The following is a 17477-nucleotide window of genomic DNA, read 5'->3' on the forward strand; positions in this document are numbered from 1 at the left end:
GCAACGAGAGTCCCATGCCCAAGCGTACAGACATCAAGAGCATCCTGATCCTCGGTGCCGGCCCCATCGTGATCGGCCAGGCCTGCGAGTTCGACTATTCCGGCGCTCAGGCCTGCAAGGCCCTGAAGGAAGAAGGCTTCCGCGTCATCCTGGTGAACTCCAACCCGGCCACCATCATGACCGACCCGGCCATGGCCGACGCCACCTACATCGAGCCGATCAAGTGGGCGACCGTCGCCAAGATCATCGAGAAGGAGCGTCCTGACGCGCTGCTGCCCACCATGGGCGGCCAGACCGCGCTGAACTGCGCCCTCGACCTGGAACGCCATGGCGTGCTCGAAAAGTTCGGTGTGGAAATGATCGGTGCCAATGCCGATACCATCGACAAGGCCGAGGATCGTTCGCGCTTCGACAGGGCCATGAAGGACATCGGCCTGGCCTGCCCGCGCTCGGGTATCGCCCATAGCATGGAGGAAGCCTACGGCGTGCTGGAGCAGGTCGGATTCCCCTGCATCATCCGTCCGTCCTTCACCATGGGCGGCACCGGTGGCGGCATCGCCTATAACCGCGAAGAGTTCGAGGAGATCTGCGCCCGTGGCCTGGACCTGTCGCCTACCAACGAGCTGCTGATCGACGAATCCCTGATCGGCTGGAAGGAATACGAGATGGAGGTTGTCCGCGACAAGAAGGACAACTGCATCATCGTCTGCTCCATCGAGAACTTCGACCCGATGGGCGTGCACACCGGTGACTCCATCACCGTAGCCCCGGCCCAGACCCTGACCGACAAGGAATACCAGATCATGCGCAACGCCTCCCTGGCGGTGCTGCGTGAGATCGGCGTCGAGACCGGCGGTTCCAACGTGCAGTTCGGCATCTGCCCGGACACCGGCCGTATGGTCGTGATCGAGATGAACCCGCGCGTATCGCGCTCCTCGGCCCTGGCTTCGAAGGCCACTGGCTTCCCGATCGCCAAGATCGCCGCCAAGCTGGCTGTCGGTTACACCCTCGACGAGCTGCAGAACGACATCACCGGCGGTCGTACCCCGGCGTCCTTCGAGCCGGCAATCGACTACGTCGTGACCAAGGTTCCGCGCTTCGCCTTCGAGAAATTCCCGAAAGCGGACGCCCGCCTCACCACCCAGATGAAATCCGTGGGCGAAGTCATGGCCATCGGTCGTACTTTCCAGGAGTCCGTGCAGAAAGCCCTGCGCGGCCTGGAAGTGGGCGTTGCCGGCTTCGATCCCAAGCTGGACCTGAACGACCCGGAAGCCGAAGGCATCCTGAAGCGTGAGCTGACCGTGCCGGGCGCCGAGCGTATCTGGTACGTGGCTGACGCCTTCCGTGCCGGCAAGACCATCGAAGAAGTCTTCGACCTTACCCGTATCGACGAGTGGTTCCTGGTACAGATCGAGGACCTCGTGAGGGACGAAGAGAAGGTCAAGACCCTCGGTCTGTCCGGCATCGATGCCGACCTGATGCGCAAGCTCAAGCGCAAAGGCTTCTCCGACTCTCGCCTGGCCAAGCTGCTCGGCGTCACCGAGAAGAATCTGCGCAGCCATCGTCACAAGCTGAAGGTGCTGCCGGTATTCAAGCGCGTGGATACCTGCGCCGCTGAATTCGCCACCGACACTGCCTACATGTACTCGACCTACGAGGAAGAGTGCGAGGCCAATCCGTCTACCCGCGACAAGATCATGATCCTCGGTGGCGGCCCCAACCGTATTGGCCAGGGCATCGAGTTCGACTACTGCTGCGTGCACGCGGCGCTGGCGATGCGCGAAGACGGCTACGAGACCATCATGGTCAACTGCAACCCGGAAACCGTTTCCACCGACTACGACACTTCCGACCGCCTGTACTTCGAGCCGGTCACCCTGGAAGACGTGCTGGAAATCGTCCGCGTCGAGCAGCCGAAAGGTGTGATCGTCCAGTACGGCGGCCAGACTCCGCTGAAACTCTGCCGTGCGTTGGAAGAGGCCGGTGTGCCGATCATCGGTACCAGCCCCGACGCGATCGACCGCGCCGAAGACCGCGAGCGCTTCCAGCAGATGGTGCAGCGCCTGAACCTGCGCCAGCCGGCCAACGCCACCGCCCGCAGCGAAGACGAAGCCCTGGCCCTTTCGAAGGGCATCGGCTACCCGATGGTGGTGCGTCCGTCCTACGTACTGGGCGGTCGCGCGATGGAAATCGTCTACCAGGAAGAAGAGCTCAAGCGCTACATGCGCGAAGCGGTGAAGGTGTCCAACGACAGCCCGGTGCTGCTCGACCGCTTCCTCAACTGCGCCATCGAAGTCGACATCGATGCAGTCTGCGACGGCGAAACCGTCGTAATTGGCGCGATCATGCAGCACATCGAACAGGCTGGCGTGCACTCCGGTGACTCCGCCTGCTCGCTGCCGCCGTATTCGTTGCCGCAGCACATCCAGGACGAGATTCGTGACCAGGTCAAGAAAATGGCCCTGGAACTCGGCGTGGTCGGCCTGATGAACGTGCAGATGGCCGTGCAGGGCGAGGACATCTACGTCATCGAGGTCAACCCGCGCGCGTCCCGTACCGTGCCGTTCGTCTCCAAATGCATCGGCGAATCGCTGGCCAAGGTCGCTGCCCGCGTAATGGCTGGCAAGAGCCTCAAGGAAATCGGTTTCACCAAGGAAATCATCCCGCCGTTCTTCAGCGTCAAGGAAGCGGTGTTCCCGTTCGCCAAGTTCCCGGGCGTCGACCCGATCCTCGGCCCGGAAATGAAGTCCACCGGTGAAGTGATGGGTGTCGGTGACACCTTCGGCGAGGCCTTCTCCAAGGCCCAGCTGGGTGCCAGCGAGATCCTGCCGAACTCCGGCACCGTGTTCATCAGCGTGCGCGAAGACGACAAGCCGATGGTCACCCAGGTCGCGCGCGATCTGATCGATCTGGGCTTCGAGGTGGTCGCCACCTCCGGTACCGCCAAGGTGATCGAGGCGGCTGGTCTGCCGGTCCGTCGCGTGAACAAGGTGACGGAAGGCCGTCCTCATGTCGTTGACATGATCAAGAACGATGAGGTTACCCTCATCATCAACACCACTGAGGGGCGTCAGTCCATTGCTGACTCCTACTCGATCCGTCGTAACGCCCTGCAGCACAAGATCTACTGCACCACCACCATCGCGGCTGGTCAGGCGATCTGTGAGGCGCTCAAATTCGGTCCCGAGAAGACCGTGCGTCGCTTGCAGGATCTCCATGCAGGAATCAAGGCATGAATAAGTACCCCATGACTGTCCAGGGCGCTCGCGCCCTGGAAGAGGAGCTGGCTCATCTGACCAAAGTAATGCGCCCGCAACTGAGTCAAGCCATCGGCGAAGCGCGTGAACTGGGTGATCTCAAGGAAAACGCTGAATATCATGCGGCGCGCGAGCAGCAGGGCATGGTCGAGGCGCGTATCCGTGATATCGAAGGCCGTCTGCAGAATTCGGTGGTTATCGATGTCACCAGCATCGCCCATACCGGCAAGGTGATTTTCGGCACCACGGTGGATATTGCCAACGTCGAAACCGACGAAGCCGTTACCTACCAGATCGTTGGTGACGACGAAGCCGACATTAAGAAAGGCAAACTGTCGGTGAGCTCTCCCATCGCTCGCGCCCTGGTGGGTAAGGAAGAAGGGGACGTGGTGACCGTCAAGACTCCGAGCGGTATCGTCGAGTACGAGATTGTCGAAGTCCGTCACGTCTAAGCGTTTCCGGGCCGGCGCCATTGCCTGGCAGTTGGCCCAGACTTTCTGGGTTGGTGGCCTCTGGCTGCTGCACTTCGTCATGCTTCCGGCGCTCGGCCAGATTGGTCTTGCGCCAATGCTGGTCGATGAAGTGGCGGCTGGTCTGCGCCCCCTGCTTGTAGCCTTTGCCGGATTTTGCGCGTTGCTCCAGGCCCTGCTGCTGATTCAGCATGCGGGGCTTGCGCGTCTCTGGCGTGATGCCCGCGCGCAATTGCTCGCAGCTGTACTGGCTCTGGTAGCGGTGTTTCTGCTCGTGCGCTTCTGGAGGCCGGAGGCGGCTTACTGGCTGAACTTCAGCTATTTGTCGCTGGCCTTCTGCGGCCTGCTGCTGGTAATCCAGCCTTTGCCAGTGAAGATGGCGGAGGACCGGGCGCGCTGAGCGCGCGCCCTTGGTGAGGGAATCAGAGCCCGCTGAAGCGGCTGATGTTGGAGAGGTTGCGGTTCGGCTTGGGGTTGCGGCGATAGACCAACGCCATCTTGCCGATGACCTGGACCAGTTCGCAGTTACCGGCGGCGCAGAGCTCGTCGATCAGGGCACGGCGGTCATCACGCTCAGTGATGCGGAACTGAACCTTGATCAACTCATGATCGTTCAGCGCGCGCTCCAGTTCGGCCAGCACACCTTCGGTCAGACCGTTTTCGGCCACCGTCAATACCGGTTTCAGGTGATGACCGATAGATTTGTATTGCTTCTTGTGCTCCTGTGAGAGCGCCATAATCAAACCCCTGCGAAAAAAGGCTGCTAGTTTACCCGAGTGATTCCGGGGCGCACAGCCGAACACGAGGTATCCCGTGGCCCGTTCCAAGAGTAGCCAGCGATGGCTGCAAAGACATATCGACGACCCGTACGTCAAAATGGCTCAGAAGGACGGTTATCGTTCCCGTGCCAGCTACAAATTGCTCGAAATCCAGGAAAAGGACCGCATCCTGCGGCCTGGCATGACAGTCGTTGACCTCGGTGCTGCGCCGGGCGGCTGGTCCCAGGTGACTAGCCGTGTGATAGGTGATCGCGGTCGATTGATCGCCTCCGACATCCTGGAGATGGATAGCATTCCTGATGTGACGTTTATTCAGGGCGACTTCACTGATGATGAAGTCTTCGCACGCATCCTCGAGGCGATCGGTGAAAACCCGGTAGACCTTGTGATTTCCGATATGGCCCCCAATATGAGTGGGGTAAGGGCTAGTGATCAGCCGCGTGCAATGCACCTCTGTGAGTTGGCGCTGGATCTGGCCGGCCGTGCTTTGCGCCCAGGTGGCGATTTTTTGATCAAGATCTTCCAGGGCGAAGGTTTCGACGTCTACCACAAGCAGGTGCGCGAGATGTTCGACAAGGTGCAGATGCGCAAGCCGCTTTCGTCGCGTGACCGCTCCCGGGAGCAATACCTGCTCGCGCGTGGCTTCCGTGGGGAATAGACTGCAACGGGAACCTGACCAATCGGTTCCCCTCTGCAGGAGCTGGATATAGCAGGGAGGCCGCGAGGTCTCATAAAGGGTTACAGACGGCGCCTGCCAGGGGTAGGGGTTGTGTAGTAAGTTAGGCCGATTAATCACCAGCCGTCATGCGGGCTGCGCTCCAGGAAGGAGCCCGTTCCAGAGGGTAGCTAATTGAACGATATGGCAAAAAATCTGATCCTGTGGCTAATCATCGCCGCCGTGCTAGTCACGGTGATGAACAATTTCTCCAGCCCGAGCGAACCGCAGACGCTTAACTACTCGGAATTCATCGAGCAGGTTAAGGAAGGCAAGGTCGAGCGAGTAACCGTCGATGGCTTCGTCATCACCGGCAAGCGCAATGATGGCGAGCCCTTCAAGACCATTCGTCCGGCGATTCAGGACGGTGGCCTGATCGGCGACCTGATCGACAACAACGTGATCATCGAAGGCAAGCAGCCTGAGCAGCAGAGCATCTGGACTCAACTGCTGGTAGCCAGTTTCCCGATTCTGGTGATCATTGCGGTCTTCATGTTCTTCATGCGCCAGATGCAGGGCGGCGGCGGTGGTCGCGGCGGCCCGATGAGCTTTGGCAAGAGCAAGGCGCGCCTGCTCTCGGAAGATCAGGTCAAGACCACCTTCGCCGACGTCGCCGGTTGCGATGAAGCGAAGGAGGAAGTCAGCGAGCTGGTTGAGTTCCTGCGTGATCCTGGCAAGTTCCAGCGCCTGGGTGGCCGCATCCCGCGCGGCGTGCTGATGGTCGGCCCGCCCGGTACCGGCAAGACCCTGCTGGCCAAGGCCATCGCGGGTGAAGCAAAGGTTCCGTTCTTCACCATTTCCGGTTCCGACTTCGTCGAGATGTTCGTCGGTGTGGGTGCGTCTCGCGTCCGCGACATGTTCGATCAAGCCAAGAAACACGCCCCGTGCATTATCTTCATCGACGAGATCGACGCTGTTGGTCGCCATCGTGGTGCCGGACTGGGTGGTGGTCACGACGAGCGTGAGCAGACTCTCAACCAGTTGCTGGTGGAGATGGATGGCTTCGAGATGAATGACGGCATCATCGTGATCGCCGCCACTAACCGTCCTGATGTGCTGGACCCGGCTCTGCTGCGTCCTGGCCGCTTCGACCGTCAGGTGGTCGTGGGCCTGCCGGATATCCGTGGGCGCGAGCAGATCCTCAAGGTGCATATGCGCAAGGTGCCCATGGGCGACGACGTAGATGCTGGCGTCATCGCGCGTGGTACCCCAGGTTTCTCCGGTGCGGACCTGGCCAACCTGGTCAACGAAGCCTCTCTGTTCGCCGCTCGCGTCAATAAGCGCCTCGTCGAAATGAAAGAGTTCGAATTGGCCAAGGACAAGATCATGATGGGCGCTGAGCGCAAGTCCATGGTGATGTCCGAGAAGGAAAAACTGAATACCGCGTTCCACGAGGCGGGCCACGCCATCGTTGGGCGCCTGGTACCGGAGCATGATCCTGTCTACAAAGTGTCGATCATTCCGCGTGGGCGCGCTCTGGGCGTGACGATGTTCCTCCCCGAGGAAGATCGTTACAGCCTCTCCAAGCGCGCGCTGACCAGTCAGATTTGCTCACTGTTCGGCGGCCGGATCGCCGAAGAAATGACCCTCGGATTTGATGGTGTCACTACGGGGGCCTCTAACGACATCATGCGTGCCACTCAGATCGCTCGGAACATGGTCACCAAGTGGGGGCTGTCCGAAAAGCTAGGTCCGCTGATGTACGCAGAGGAAGAGGGCGAGGTGTTCCTTGGTCGCAGCGCGGGTGCACAGCACGCGAATGTATCGGGTGAAACCGCCAAGCTGATCGACCAGGAAGTCCGTCGGATTATCGACGAGAGCTATACCACCGCGAAGAACCTTCTGACGGAGAATCGTGACAAGCTCGATGCCATGGCCGAAGCCTTGATGAAGTACGAAACCATCGATTCCGAGCAGATCGACGACATCATGGCCGGTCGCACTGTGCGTGAACCCAAGGATTGGCAGGGTGGTTCCGGTACTTCTGGTACTCCCGCTCCCCGTGAGGAGACCAAGCGCCCTGAAACCCCCATCGGCGGGCCGGCTGGCGAACACTAAGGCCTGTAGATGAAGTCAGTGCAGTGCCCGACCCGGTTGCCTTGCGGCAGCCGGGTTCTTGATTTGGCCCAGCCGCATGTCATGGGCATCCTAAATGTCACTCCAGATTCCTTCTCCGATGGCGGTCGTTTCAATGCGCGTGATGCGGCGTTGCGCCATGCCGAGGAAATGGTCGCTGCCGGCGCGACCCTGATCGATGTCGGCGGCGAGTCGACTCGCCCCGGGGCACGACCTGTGTCCCCAACCGAGGAGCTTGAGCGCGTAGCCCCCGTGGTCGAGGTCATCGCCCGCGAACTGGATGTGGTCATCTCTCTGGATACGTCCACTCCCGCGGTGATCCGTGAAGGTGCTCGCCTCGGCGCCGGCATGATCAATGATGTGCGCTCCTTGCGCCGTGACGGCGCGCTGGACGCCGCCGCAGACACCGGTCTGGCGGTCTGTCTGATGCACATGCTCGGCGAGCCGGGCACCATGCAGCAGGATCCGCATTATGGCGATGTTGTTCGCGAAGTCGGCGAGTTCCTTTCCGAGCGCGTACGGGCATGCGTGGTTGCGGGCATCTCGGAGGATCGGATAGTCCTGGATCCAGGCTTCGGCTTCGCCAAGACGTTGGCGCACAACCTCAGTCTGTTCAAGCATCTGGAGGTCCTGCATGAGCTCGGGCGCCCGTTGCTGGTTGGCGTTTCGCGCAAAAGCATGATTGGTCAGACGCTGGGGCGAGAAGTTCAGCAACGTCTCCCGGGCAGCCTCGCCTTGGCCGCCCTCGCCGTGGCCAAGGGTGCGCGCATCGTGCGCGTACACGATGTCGCGGAGACCGTTGACGCAGTACGCATGATAGCCGCGGTACAAGCGGCGGAATAAGACAATACGGAGCACCTAATGAGCAGAAAGTATTTTGGCACCGACGGTATTCGTGGCCACGTCGGGCAGTTCCCGATTACTCCGGAATTCATGCTCAAGCTTGGCTGGGCCGCCGGTATGGCGTTCCGCAAGCAGGGTAAGTGCCGCATCCTGATCGGCAAGGACACTCGGATTTCCGGCTACATGTTCGAGTCCGCTCTCGAGGCCGGCCTGCTGGCTGCCGGCGCGGATGTGATGCTCCTCGGTCCCATGCCGACTCCAGCTATCGCCTACCTGACCCGCACCTTCCTGGCGGATGCGGGCATTGTCATCAGTGCCTCGCACAACCCGCATCACGACAATGGCATCAAGTTCTTCTCGGGCAAGGGGACCAAGCTCTCGGATGAAGTTGAGTTGATGATCGAGGAGTTGCTTGACCAGCCGATGACCGTGGTGGACTCGGCTCAATTGGGCAAGGTATCCCGCATCAACGACGCCGCCGGCCGCTACATCGAATTCTGCAAGAGCACTACCCCGATCAGTACCGATTTTGCTGGCCTAAAGATGGTGGTGGATTGCGCTCATGGTGCTACGTATAAGGTCGCACCCAACGTGTTTCGCGAACTGGGAGCACAAGTCAGCGTGCTGGCCGCGCAGCCCAACGGTCTCAATATCAATGACGATTGCGGTTCCACTCATATGGCCAGCCTGCAGGCGGCGGTCGTCGAGCAGAATGCGGACATCGGTATTGCCTTCGATGGAGATGGCGACCGCGTCCTGATGGTCGATCACACTGGTGCGGTAGTCGATGGCGACGAACTGATCTATCTGATCGCCCGTGACCTGCATGCCCGAGACAGGCTGAACGGGGGGGTCGTCGGTACCCTGATGAGCAACCTGGGCCTTGAACTGGCCTTCAAGGAGCTCGAGATTCCATTCGTACGTGCCAAAGTTGGCGATCGCTACGTGATGAGTGAACTGCAGGCCAATGGCTGGACGCTGGGTGGCGAGAATTCCGGCCATATCGTCTGTAGCCATTTCACTACCACGGGTGACGCCATCGTTTCCGCCCTCCAGGTCCTGCTGGCTTTGCAGCGCAGCGGTCAATCTCTCGCCGAAGCTCGCCAGGGCATGCGCAAGTGCCCGCAGGTGCTGATCAACGTTCGCTACGCAGGCGGCGACGTGGATCCGGTCAACCATCCGGCCGTGAAGGATGCGTCTGCCCGCGTTACTACCCAGATGGCAGGGCGGGGGCGTGTGCTTCTGCGCAAGTCCGGTACCGAGCCGCTCGTGCGCGTGATGGTCGAGGGCGACGACGAAAAGCTGGTGCGCGGCTACGCCGAGGAACTGGCAAAAGTCGTGACAGAGGTATGTGCTTGATTTCGCTTGCTTGTTGAAAATCTCTTGGGTAACATCTGCGCCCACTTTGATCGACGAGATAAAGCATGCGCCGACCTCTGGTAGCCGGTAACTGGAAAATGCACGGTACCCGCGCCAGCGTCGCAGAGCTGATCAAAGGCTTGCGCCAATTGGCCTTGCCTGCTGGAGTCGAAGTCGCGGTAATGCCGCCCTGTCTGTACATCAATCAGGTCATTCAAGGCCTGGACGGCAAGTCGATTGTCGTAGGTGCTCAGAATTGTGCGGTGGAGCCGGTGCAGGGAGCCCTCACCGGAGAGATCGCGGCAAGCCAGTTGGCGGACGTGGGTTGCAGTCTGGTTCTGGTCGGTCATTCGGAGCGTCGCCTGATTTTGGGCGAAAGCGACGAAGTCGTGAGTCGCAAGTTCGCTGCTGCTCAATCCTGTGGTCTGATCCCGGTGCTGTGCGTCGGTGAAACTCGGGAGCAGCGCGAAGCCGGCAAGACGCTCGATGTTGTAGGGCGTCAGTTGGGTAGCGTGATCGAAGAGCTTGGTGTGGGCGCATTTGCGCAAGCGGTAATTGCCTATGAGCCGGTTTGGGCCATTGGTACGGGGCTGACAGCTTCGCCGCAGCAAGCGCAAGAGGTTCATGCGGCGATTCGCTCGCAACTGTCGGCGGAGAATGCTGAGGTTGCTCGCGGCGTACGAATTCTGTACGGCGGCAGTGTGAAGGCGGCCAGTGCGGCCGACTTGTTCGGCATGCCGGATATCGATGGGGGGCTGGTTGGTGGAGCCTCCCTGAATGCGGATGAGTTCGGTGCGATCTGTCGCGCCGCAGGAAGCTGACGAGATGCTGGAAACTGTCGTAATTGTGGTGCACTTGCTGGTCGCGCTGGGCGTTGTTGGTCTGGTGCTGGTTCAGCAGGGCAAGGGCGCGGATGCTGGTGCCTCTTTTGGCTCCGGTGCTTCGGCAACCGTATTCGGAAGCCAAGGTTCCGCTACCTTTTTGAGTCGAGTTACTGCTATACTCGCCGCGGTTTTTTTCATTACCAGCCTGGGTTTAGCGTTCTTCGCTAAGGAAAAGGCTGAGGCGCTGAGCAATGTAGGTCTGCCAGATCCTGCGGCCCTCGAAGTTCAGCCCGCTAAGCCGGCAGCTGATGATGTGCCGGTGCTCGAAGAGCAGAAGCCAGCTACCCAGTCGGGTGATGTGCCGCAGGCTCCGGAGCAGAAGTAAGGCAAGTTTTGCCGAGGTGGTGGAATTGGTAGACACGCTACCTTGAGGTGGTAGTGGCCATAGGCTGTAGGGGTTCGAGTCCCCTCCTCGGTACCATACAAAGAGAAGGCCCGCAGTGATGCGGGCCTTCTTCTTCGCGGGATGTTCGGTTGACCACGCAAGGTGCTGGCCGTATACTCTCGCACCAGCTTTGACGCGGGGTGGAGCAGTCTGGTAGCTCGTCGGGCTCATAACCCGAAGGTCGTTGGTTCAAATCCAGCCCCCGCAACCAGTAGTCGCGAAGCCCCTTTTTAGGGGCTTTTTGCTAGCTGGACAGTTGGCCTCCGATCACAGATCAGGCGGTTTGAAGGGATGGGCGTTTCGCCCATTTTTTATTTGCACAGCATGCGAGAGGCGATCAGGTGTCGAGCAAGCTAGAACAGTTGCAGGCCTTGTTGGCCCCGGTAGTCGAAGCGCTCGGTTATCAGTGCTGGGGCATCGAGTTCCTGTCTCAAGGGCGGCATTCCCTGCTGCGTATCTATATCGATCACGAGAACGGCATCCTAGTCGAGGATTGCGAGAAGGTCAGTCGGCAGATCAGTGGTGTACTCGATGTCGAGGACCCGATCAGCAACGAATACACCCTCGAAGTTTCTTCGCCGGGCATGGATCGTCCGCTGTTCACCCTTGAGCAGTTTGCGGCCCACGCCGGTGAGCTGGTCAAGATCAAGCTGCGTTCGCCCTTCGAAGGGCGGCGCAATTTTCAGGGGCTCCTCCGCGGGGTGGAGGAGCAGGACGTGGTGGTTCTCATAGAAGACCGCGAGTTCCTCCTGCCGATCGAGTTGATCGACAAGGCCAACATCATTCCCCGTTTTGACTGAGACGCGGATCCCGCGGATCCAATGGATTGCGAAAGGCGAGGCGTACGATGAGCAAAGAAGTACTGCTGGTTGTTGAGTCGGTATCCAACGAAAAGGGTGTACCGGCTGGCGTTATTTTCGAGGCGCTGGAGCTGGCCCTGGCCACCGCTACCAAGAAGCGTTTTGAGGACGAGGTCGACCTGCGAGTGTCGATCAATCGTCAGAGCGGTAACTACGACACTTTCCGTAGCTGGACTGTGGTCGAGGAAGAAGATTTCGAGGATCCGGCGATCCAGCTGACCCTCGACCAGGCTCAGGCTCGCGATGAGAATGCCAAGATCGGCGACATCATCGAAGAGAAGATCGAGTCCATCGAGTTCGGTCGCATCGCTGCCCAGACCGCCAAGCAGGTCATCGTGCAGAAGGTACGTGAGGCCGAGCGTGCGCAGGTGGTTGAAGCCTACCGCGAGAAGCTGGGCGACATCATTTTCGGCACTGTGAAGAAAGTCACCCGCGACAACGTGATCGTTGACCTGGGCAACAACGCCGAAGCGCTCCTGGCTCGCGAGGACATCATCGCCCGCGAAACCTTCCGGGTTGGTGCTCGTGTGCGTGCCCTGCTGAAAGAAATCCGCACCGAAAATCGCGGTCCGCAACTGATCCTGTCGCGCACTGCGCCGCAGATGCTGATCGAGTTGTTCCGCATCGAAGTGCCGGAAATCGCCGAAGAGCTGATCGAAGTGATGGCCGCCTCCCGTGACCCGGGTTCGCGCGCCAAGATCGCCGTACGCTCCAAGGACAAACGTATCGACCCGCAGGGTGCCTGCATCGGTATGCGTGGCTCCCGCGTCCAGGCCGTATCCGGCGAGTTGGGCGGTGAGCGTGTCGATATCGTCCTCTGGGACGACAACCCGGCACAGTTCGTGATCAATGCCATGGCCCCGGCCGAAGTGGTTGCGATCATCGTCGACGAAGATGCCCACGCAATGGACATCGCCGTTGCCGAAGACAACCTGGCCCAGGCCATTGGTCGTGGCGGCCAGAACGTGCGCCTGGCCAGCCAGCTGACCGGCTGGACCCTCAACGTGATGACCGAAGCGGACATCCAGGCCAAGCAGCAAGCCGAAACCGGCGACATCCTGCGTGCATTCGTTGAAGAGCTGGAAGTGGACGAAGAGCTGGCCCAAGTACTGGTTGAAGAAGGTTTCACCAGCCTGGAAGAAATCGCCTACGTGCCCATGGAAGAAATGCTCAGCATCGACGGCTTCGATGAGGACATCGTCAACGAGCTGCGTGCGCGCGCGAAGGACCGCCTGCTGACCAAGGCTATCGCAACCGAAGAAAAGCTGGCGGATGCCCAGCCTGCCGAAGACCTGCTTTCCCTGGAAGGCATGGACAAGGACCTGGCTGTTGAACTCGCCGTACGTGGCGTTATTAACCGCGAAGATCTGGCCGAGCAGTCGATCGACGACCTGCTCGACATCGACGGCATGGACGAAGAGCGTGCCGGCAAGCTGATCATGGCCGCCCGAGCCCACTGGTTCGAGTAAGTATCGCGGCCTGAGGAGAGAAGTGCATGACGCAAGTCACGGTGAAAGAACTGGCCCAAGTGGTCGATACACCGGTGGAGCGCCTGCTGCTGCAGATGCGCGAGGCGGGATTGCCGCACACCAGCGCCGAACAAGTTGTAACCGACAATGAGAAGCAGGCCCTGCTGGCCCATCTCAAGAGCAGCCACGGTGAGCGCCTGGAAGAGCCGCGCAAGATTACCCTGCAGCGCAAGACCACTACTACGCTGAGGGTCGCCGGTAGCAAGACCATCAACGTCGAAGTACGCAAGAAGAAGACCTACGTCAAGCGCAGCCCCGACGAGATCGAGGCTGAGCGTCAGCGCGAACTCGAAGAGCAGCGCGTAGCGGAAGAAGCCGCTCGACTGAAGGCTGAAGATGAGGCTCGTCAGCGTGCCGAAGAGGCTGCCCGCCGCGAAGCGGAATCTCGTGCCAAGGTAGCTACCGAATCCGCTCCGGCGGAAGTTGTTGCTGCTGCCGGCGAGCCGGCCGCTGTCGCAGCCGCGCCTGTCGCTGCTGCCTCTGCGGCAGCAGTTGCTCCTGCAGCGGCCGGCGCAGCTGCGGTTAACGGCGAGCGCAAGAAGGAAGAGGTTCGTCGTCCCGAGCGTGCTCGTGATGAAGACGATCGCCGCGACCGCAAGCATGCGCAGCACCGTCCTTCGCTCAAAGAGAAAGAAAAGGCTCCGGCTCCCCGCGTGGCACCGCGCAGTACCGACGAAGAAAGCGATGCTTTCGGTCGTCGTGGCGGTGGCCGTGGTGGCAAGTCCAAGCTGAAGAAGCGTAACCAGCACGGGTTCCAGAGCCCGACAGGACCTATCGTGCGTGAAGTCAGCATTGGCGAGACCATCACCGTGGCCGAACTGGCCGCCCAGATGGCTGTCAAGGGTGCAGAAGTCGTCAAGTTCATGTTCAAGATGGGCACTCCGGTGACCATCAACCAGGTGCTCGACCGTGAGACCGCTCAGTTGATCGCCGAAGAATTCGGCCACAAGGTCAAACTGGTAAACGAGAACGCCCTGGAAGACCAACTGGCCGAGTCCCTGAAGTTTGAAGGCGAAGCCCTGACCCGTGCGCCGGTAGTGACCGTGATGGGCCACGTCGACCACGGCAAGACCTCCCTGCTCGACTACATTCGTCGTACCAAGGTAGCCAGCGGTGAAGCGGGTGGTATCACCCAGCACATCGGCGCCTACCACGTCGAAACCGATCGCGGCATGGTGACCTTCCTCGACACCCCTGGCCACGCGGCGTTCACCGCGATGCGTGCCCGTGGTGCCAAGGCTACCGACATCGTCATCCTGGTGGTGGCGGCCGACGACGGGGTGATGCCGCAGACCGTTGAAGCGGTACAGCACGCGAAAGCGGCTGGCGTGCCGATCGTGGTTGCGGTCAACAAGATGGACAAGCCGGAAGCCAACCCGGACAACATCAAGAACGGCCTTGCCGCGCTGGATGTGATTCCGGAGGAGTGGGGCGGCGACACCCAGTTCGTGCCTGTTTCGGCCAAGGCCGGTACCGGCGTCGACGAACTGCTCGAAGCCGTGCTGCTGCAGGCAGAGGTTCTGGAGCTCACTGCCACTCCGTCGGCCCCTGGTCGTGGTGTCGTGGTCGAGTCCCGCCTGGACAAGGGCCGTGGCCCGGTCGCTACCGTGCTGGTACAGGACGGTACCCTGCGCCAGGGCGACATGGTTCTCTGCGGCGTCAACTATGGCCGCGTTCGCGCCATGCTCGACGAGAACGGCAAGCCGGTGAAAGAAGCCGGTCCGTCCATCCCGGTCGAGATTCTTGGCCTGGATGGCACTCCGGACGCCGGTGACGACCTGACTGTGGTCGCCGACGAGAAGAAAGCGCGCGAAGTTGCCCTGTTCCGTCAAGGCAAGTTCCGCGAGGTCAAGCTGGCTCGCCAGCAGTCCTCCAAGCTGGAAAACATCTTCGAAAGCATGGGGCAGGACGAGAAAAAGACCCTCAACATCGTGCTCAAGTCCGATGTGCGTGGTTCTCTCGAGGCCCTGCAGGGCGCCCTGGCCGATATCGGCAACGAGGAAGTCCAGGTACGTGTTGTGGGTGGCGGTGTAGGTGGTATCACCGAGAGCGACGCCAACCTGGCGCTGGCGTCCAACGCCGTGCTGTTCGGCTTCAACGTGCGTGCCGATGCCGGTGCGCGCAAGATCGTCGAGCAGGAAGGTCTGGACCTGCGCTACTACAACATCATCTACGACATCATCGAAGACGTTAAGAAAGCACTGTCCGGCATGCTGGGCAGCGAAGTCCGGGAGAACATCCTGGGTATCGCCGAGGTGCGCGACGTGTTCCGCTCGCCGAAGTTCGGCGCGGTCGCCGGCTGCATGGTTACCGAAGGTCTGGTACACCGCAACCGCCCGATCCGCGTACTGCGCGACGATGTGGTGATCTTCGAAGGCGAACTGGAATCCCTGCGCCGCTTCAAGGACGACGTGTCCGAGGTGCGTGCCGGCATGGAGTGCGGTATCGGCGTGAAGAGCTACAACGACGTCAAAGTCGGTGACAAGATCGAAGTCTTCGAGAAGGTCCAGGTGGCGCGCACGCTGTAAGTGTCGCGCTTGCCACAAGCCGGGAGCCAGGAGCTGGAAGCCATCGCCTTCCACTCCTGGCTTTCGGCTTTTAAGCGTTCAAGAGTGAAACGAAATGGCTAAAGACTACAGCCGTACCCAACGCATCGGCGACCAGATGCAGCGCGAAATGGCGCTGCTGATCCAGCGTGAGATCAAAGACCCGCGCCTGGGTCTTGTGACCATCACTGCTGTCGACGTGAGCCGTGACCTCTCCCATGCCAAGGTGTTCATCACCGTGATGGGCCAGGATGACAACGCCGAGAAGGTCAAGCTCAACCTCGACATTCTGCAGGACGCCGCGGGCTTCCTGCGTATGCAGCTCGGCAAGGCCATGAAACTGCGCAGCGTGCCGCAATTGCACTTCCACTACGACGCCAGCATCCGGCGTGGCGCCGAACTGTCGGCGCTGATCGAGCGTGCCGTCGCGGAAGACCGCAAGCACCAGGGCAGCGACGAGGAGTGATGGCGTGGCCCAGGTAAAACGTATTCGCCGTAATGTCAGCGGTGTGCTGATACTCGACAAGCCGCGCGGCATGAGTTCCAACGCTGCGCTGCAGAAGGTGCGTTGGCTGCTCAATGCCGAGAAAGCCGGCCATACCGGCAGCCTCGACCCGTTGGCTACCGGTGTGTTGCCGCTGTGCTTCGGCGAGGCGACCAAGTTCTCCCAGTACCTCTTGGATGCCGACAAGGGTTACGAAACCCTGGCCCAGCTCGGCATTACCACCTCCACCGGCGATGCCGAAGGTGAAGTGACCGAGCGTCGCGAAGTGACCGTTGGTCGCGAGGACATAGAAGCTCTGCTGCCGCGTTTTCGTGGCGAAATCAAGCAGATACCACCGATGTACTCCGCTCTCAAGAAGGACGGCCAGCCCCTCTACAAGCTGGCGCGTGCTGGCGAAGTAGTGGAGCGCGAGGCGCGTTCTGTTACTATTGCGCGCCTGGATTTACTGGCCTGTGAAAACAGTCAGGCAAGAATGGCGGTAGCCTGCAGCAAGGGCACCTATATCCGTACCCTGGTCGAGGATCTTGGCCAGGCCCTGGGATGTGGAGCCCATGTGGCGGAGCTGCGCCGGACCCAGGCGGGCCCCTTCGTGCTGGCCCAGGCAATCAGCCTGGAGACCCTGGAGAAGGTCCACGCCGAAGGCGGTAGCGAGGCACTCGATCAGTTCCTCCTGCCGGTCGACAGCGGACTGGAACACTGGCCGCTGATCCAGCTTACCGAGCACAGCGCGTACTACTGGCTACATGGCCAACCGGTACGAGCCCCGGAAGCGCCGAAGTTCGGCATGATGCGAGTTCAGGATCATACCGGTCGCTTCATCGGTATCGGTGAAGTGAGCGATGACGGGCGCGTTGCGCCGCGTCGACTGATTCGGTCGGAATGACCGATCCGAGGATGGCTGTTAATAGGCACGGTCAATCCTCTTTTTAGAACACGGGGCGAAGGTCCCGGCCTATTACTCTCAGAGGAAGCCCATCATGGCACTGAGCGTTACTGAAAAAGCCCAGATCGTTAACGAGTACAAGCAAGCTGAAGGCGATACCGGTTCTCCGGAAGTGCAGGTTGCCCTGCTGACCGCCAACATCAACAAGCTGCAGGATCACTTCAAGGCCAACGGCAAAGACCACCACTCCCGTCGTGGTCTGATCCGCATGGTTAACCAGCGCCGTAAGCTGCTGGACTACCTGAAGGGTAAGGACACCTCTCGTTACAGCGCCCTGATCGGTCGTCTGGGTCTGCGTCGCTAAGCGACACAGACGAGCTGGAAGC

General features: G+C 60.5%; 16 protein-coding genes and 2 tRNA genes. 17 read left to right on the forward strand and 1 reads right to left on the reverse strand.

Annotated features, from left to right (window positions below):
* Positions 1 to 14: 14 nt before the first annotated feature.
* From carB to D6Z43_RS23960, 3 genes are read left to right on the forward strand one after another with little or no spacing between them, the layout of a single operon-like run.
* Complete coding sequence (gene carB / locus D6Z43_RS23950; RefSeq protein WP_120654503.1) at positions 15 to 3236, forward strand: carbamoyl-phosphate synthase large subunit; 3222 nt, start codon at positions 15 to 17, stop codon at positions 3234 to 3236.
* Positions 3233 to 3709 carry a transcription elongation factor GreA gene (gene greA / locus D6Z43_RS23955; RefSeq protein ID WP_016494781.1) on the forward strand — a complete coding sequence of 159 codons (477 nt, stop codon included), beginning with the start codon at positions 3233 to 3235 and terminating at the stop codon, positions 3707 to 3709. Before carB ends, greA begins: the two co-directional genes overlap by 4 nt.
* Positions 3687 to 4127, forward strand: a complete 441-nt coding sequence (locus tag D6Z43_RS23960) for a DUF4149 domain-containing protein (protein WP_120654504.1) — start codon at positions 3687 to 3689, stop codon at positions 4125 to 4127. Before greA ends, D6Z43_RS23960 begins: the two co-directional genes overlap by 23 nt.
* Positions 4128 to 4149: 22 nt before the next feature.
* Here D6Z43_RS23960 and D6Z43_RS23965 read toward each other — a convergent pair whose 3' ends face one another.
* Positions 4150 to 4464 (reverse strand): YhbY family RNA-binding protein, encoded by a 315-nt coding sequence (locus D6Z43_RS23965; RefSeq protein ID WP_120654505.1) that lies wholly within the window; start codon positions 4462 to 4464, stop codon positions 4150 to 4152.
* A 76-nt stretch (positions 4465 to 4540) separates the two neighbouring features.
* Here D6Z43_RS23965 and rlmE point away from each other — a divergent pair, with 76 nt between their 5' ends.
* From rlmE to rpsO, 14 genes are all read left to right on the forward strand, one after another.
* Entirely contained in the window at positions 4541 to 5164 is a 624-nt protein-coding gene (rlmE, locus tag D6Z43_RS23970; protein ID WP_120654506.1) for a 23S rRNA (uridine(2552)-2'-O)-methyltransferase RlmE, read from the forward strand.
* 201 nt (positions 5165 to 5365) lie between these two features.
* Complete coding sequence (gene ftsH / locus D6Z43_RS23975) at positions 5366 to 7279, forward strand: ATP-dependent zinc metalloprotease FtsH (protein ID WP_120654507.1); 1914 nt, start codon at positions 5366 to 5368, stop codon at positions 7277 to 7279.
* Positions 7280 to 7288: 9 nt separating this feature from the next.
* On the forward strand, positions 7289 to 8140 hold the full coding sequence (gene folP / locus D6Z43_RS23980) for a dihydropteroate synthase (protein WP_120654508.1): 852 nt from the start codon (positions 7289 to 7291) through the stop codon (positions 8138 to 8140).
* Between the two features lie 18 nt (positions 8141 to 8158).
* Positions 8159 to 9499 carry a phosphoglucosamine mutase gene (gene glmM / locus D6Z43_RS23985; protein WP_120654509.1) on the forward strand — a complete coding sequence of 447 codons (1341 nt, stop codon included), beginning with the start codon at positions 8159 to 8161 and terminating at the stop codon, positions 9497 to 9499.
* 65 nt (positions 9500 to 9564) lie between these two features.
* A complete protein-coding gene (gene tpiA, locus D6Z43_RS23990) occupies positions 9565 to 10320 on the forward strand; it encodes a triose-phosphate isomerase (protein WP_120654510.1) in 756 nt (251 codons plus the stop codon).
* 4 nt (positions 10321 to 10324) lie between these two features.
* Positions 10325 to 10708, forward strand: a complete 384-nt coding sequence (gene secG, locus D6Z43_RS23995; protein ID WP_077522865.1) for a preprotein translocase subunit SecG — start codon at positions 10325 to 10327, stop codon at positions 10706 to 10708.
* Positions 10709 to 10718: 10 nt separating this feature from the next.
* A tRNA-Leu gene (locus D6Z43_RS24000) sits at positions 10719 to 10804 on the forward strand.
* 98 nt (positions 10805 to 10902) lie between these two features.
* A tRNA-Met gene (locus D6Z43_RS24005) sits at positions 10903 to 10979 on the forward strand.
* Positions 10980 to 11109: 130 nt separating this feature from the next.
* Positions 11110 to 11568 carry a ribosome maturation factor RimP gene (gene rimP / locus D6Z43_RS24010; protein WP_120654511.1) on the forward strand — a complete coding sequence of 153 codons (459 nt, stop codon included), beginning with the start codon at positions 11110 to 11112 and terminating at the stop codon, positions 11566 to 11568.
* 47 nt (positions 11569 to 11615) lie between these two features.
* Positions 11616 to 13097 carry a transcription termination factor NusA gene (nusA, locus tag D6Z43_RS24015; RefSeq protein WP_120654512.1) on the forward strand — a complete coding sequence of 494 codons (1482 nt, stop codon included), beginning with the start codon at positions 11616 to 11618 and terminating at the stop codon, positions 13095 to 13097.
* Between the two features lie 26 nt (positions 13098 to 13123).
* Positions 13124 to 15685 carry a translation initiation factor IF-2 gene (gene infB / locus D6Z43_RS24020; RefSeq protein ID WP_120654513.1) on the forward strand — a complete coding sequence of 854 codons (2562 nt, stop codon included), beginning with the start codon at positions 13124 to 13126 and terminating at the stop codon, positions 15683 to 15685.
* Between the two features lie 94 nt (positions 15686 to 15779).
* The gene (gene rbfA, locus D6Z43_RS24025) at positions 15780 to 16169 is read left to right on the forward strand and encodes a 30S ribosome-binding factor RbfA (RefSeq protein WP_120654514.1); all 390 of its coding nucleotides are present in this window, start codon (positions 15780 to 15782) and stop codon (positions 16167 to 16169) included.
* A gap of 4 nt (positions 16170 to 16173) precedes the next feature.
* Positions 16174 to 17091: a tRNA pseudouridine(55) synthase TruB gene (truB, locus tag D6Z43_RS24030; RefSeq protein WP_120654515.1), complete on the forward strand. Its 918-nt coding sequence runs from the start codon at positions 16174 to 16176 to the stop codon at positions 17089 to 17091.
* Positions 17092 to 17185: 94 nt separating this feature from the next.
* A complete protein-coding gene (rpsO, locus tag D6Z43_RS24035) occupies positions 17186 to 17455 on the forward strand; it encodes a 30S ribosomal protein S15 (protein WP_016494768.1) in 270 nt (89 codons plus the stop codon).
* Positions 17456 to 17477: the final 22 nt, after the last annotated feature.

The sequence above is a fragment of the Pseudomonas sp. DY-1 genome (assembly GCF_003626975.1).
Lineage (GTDB): Bacteria > Pseudomonadota > Gammaproteobacteria > Pseudomonadales > Pseudomonadaceae > Metapseudomonas.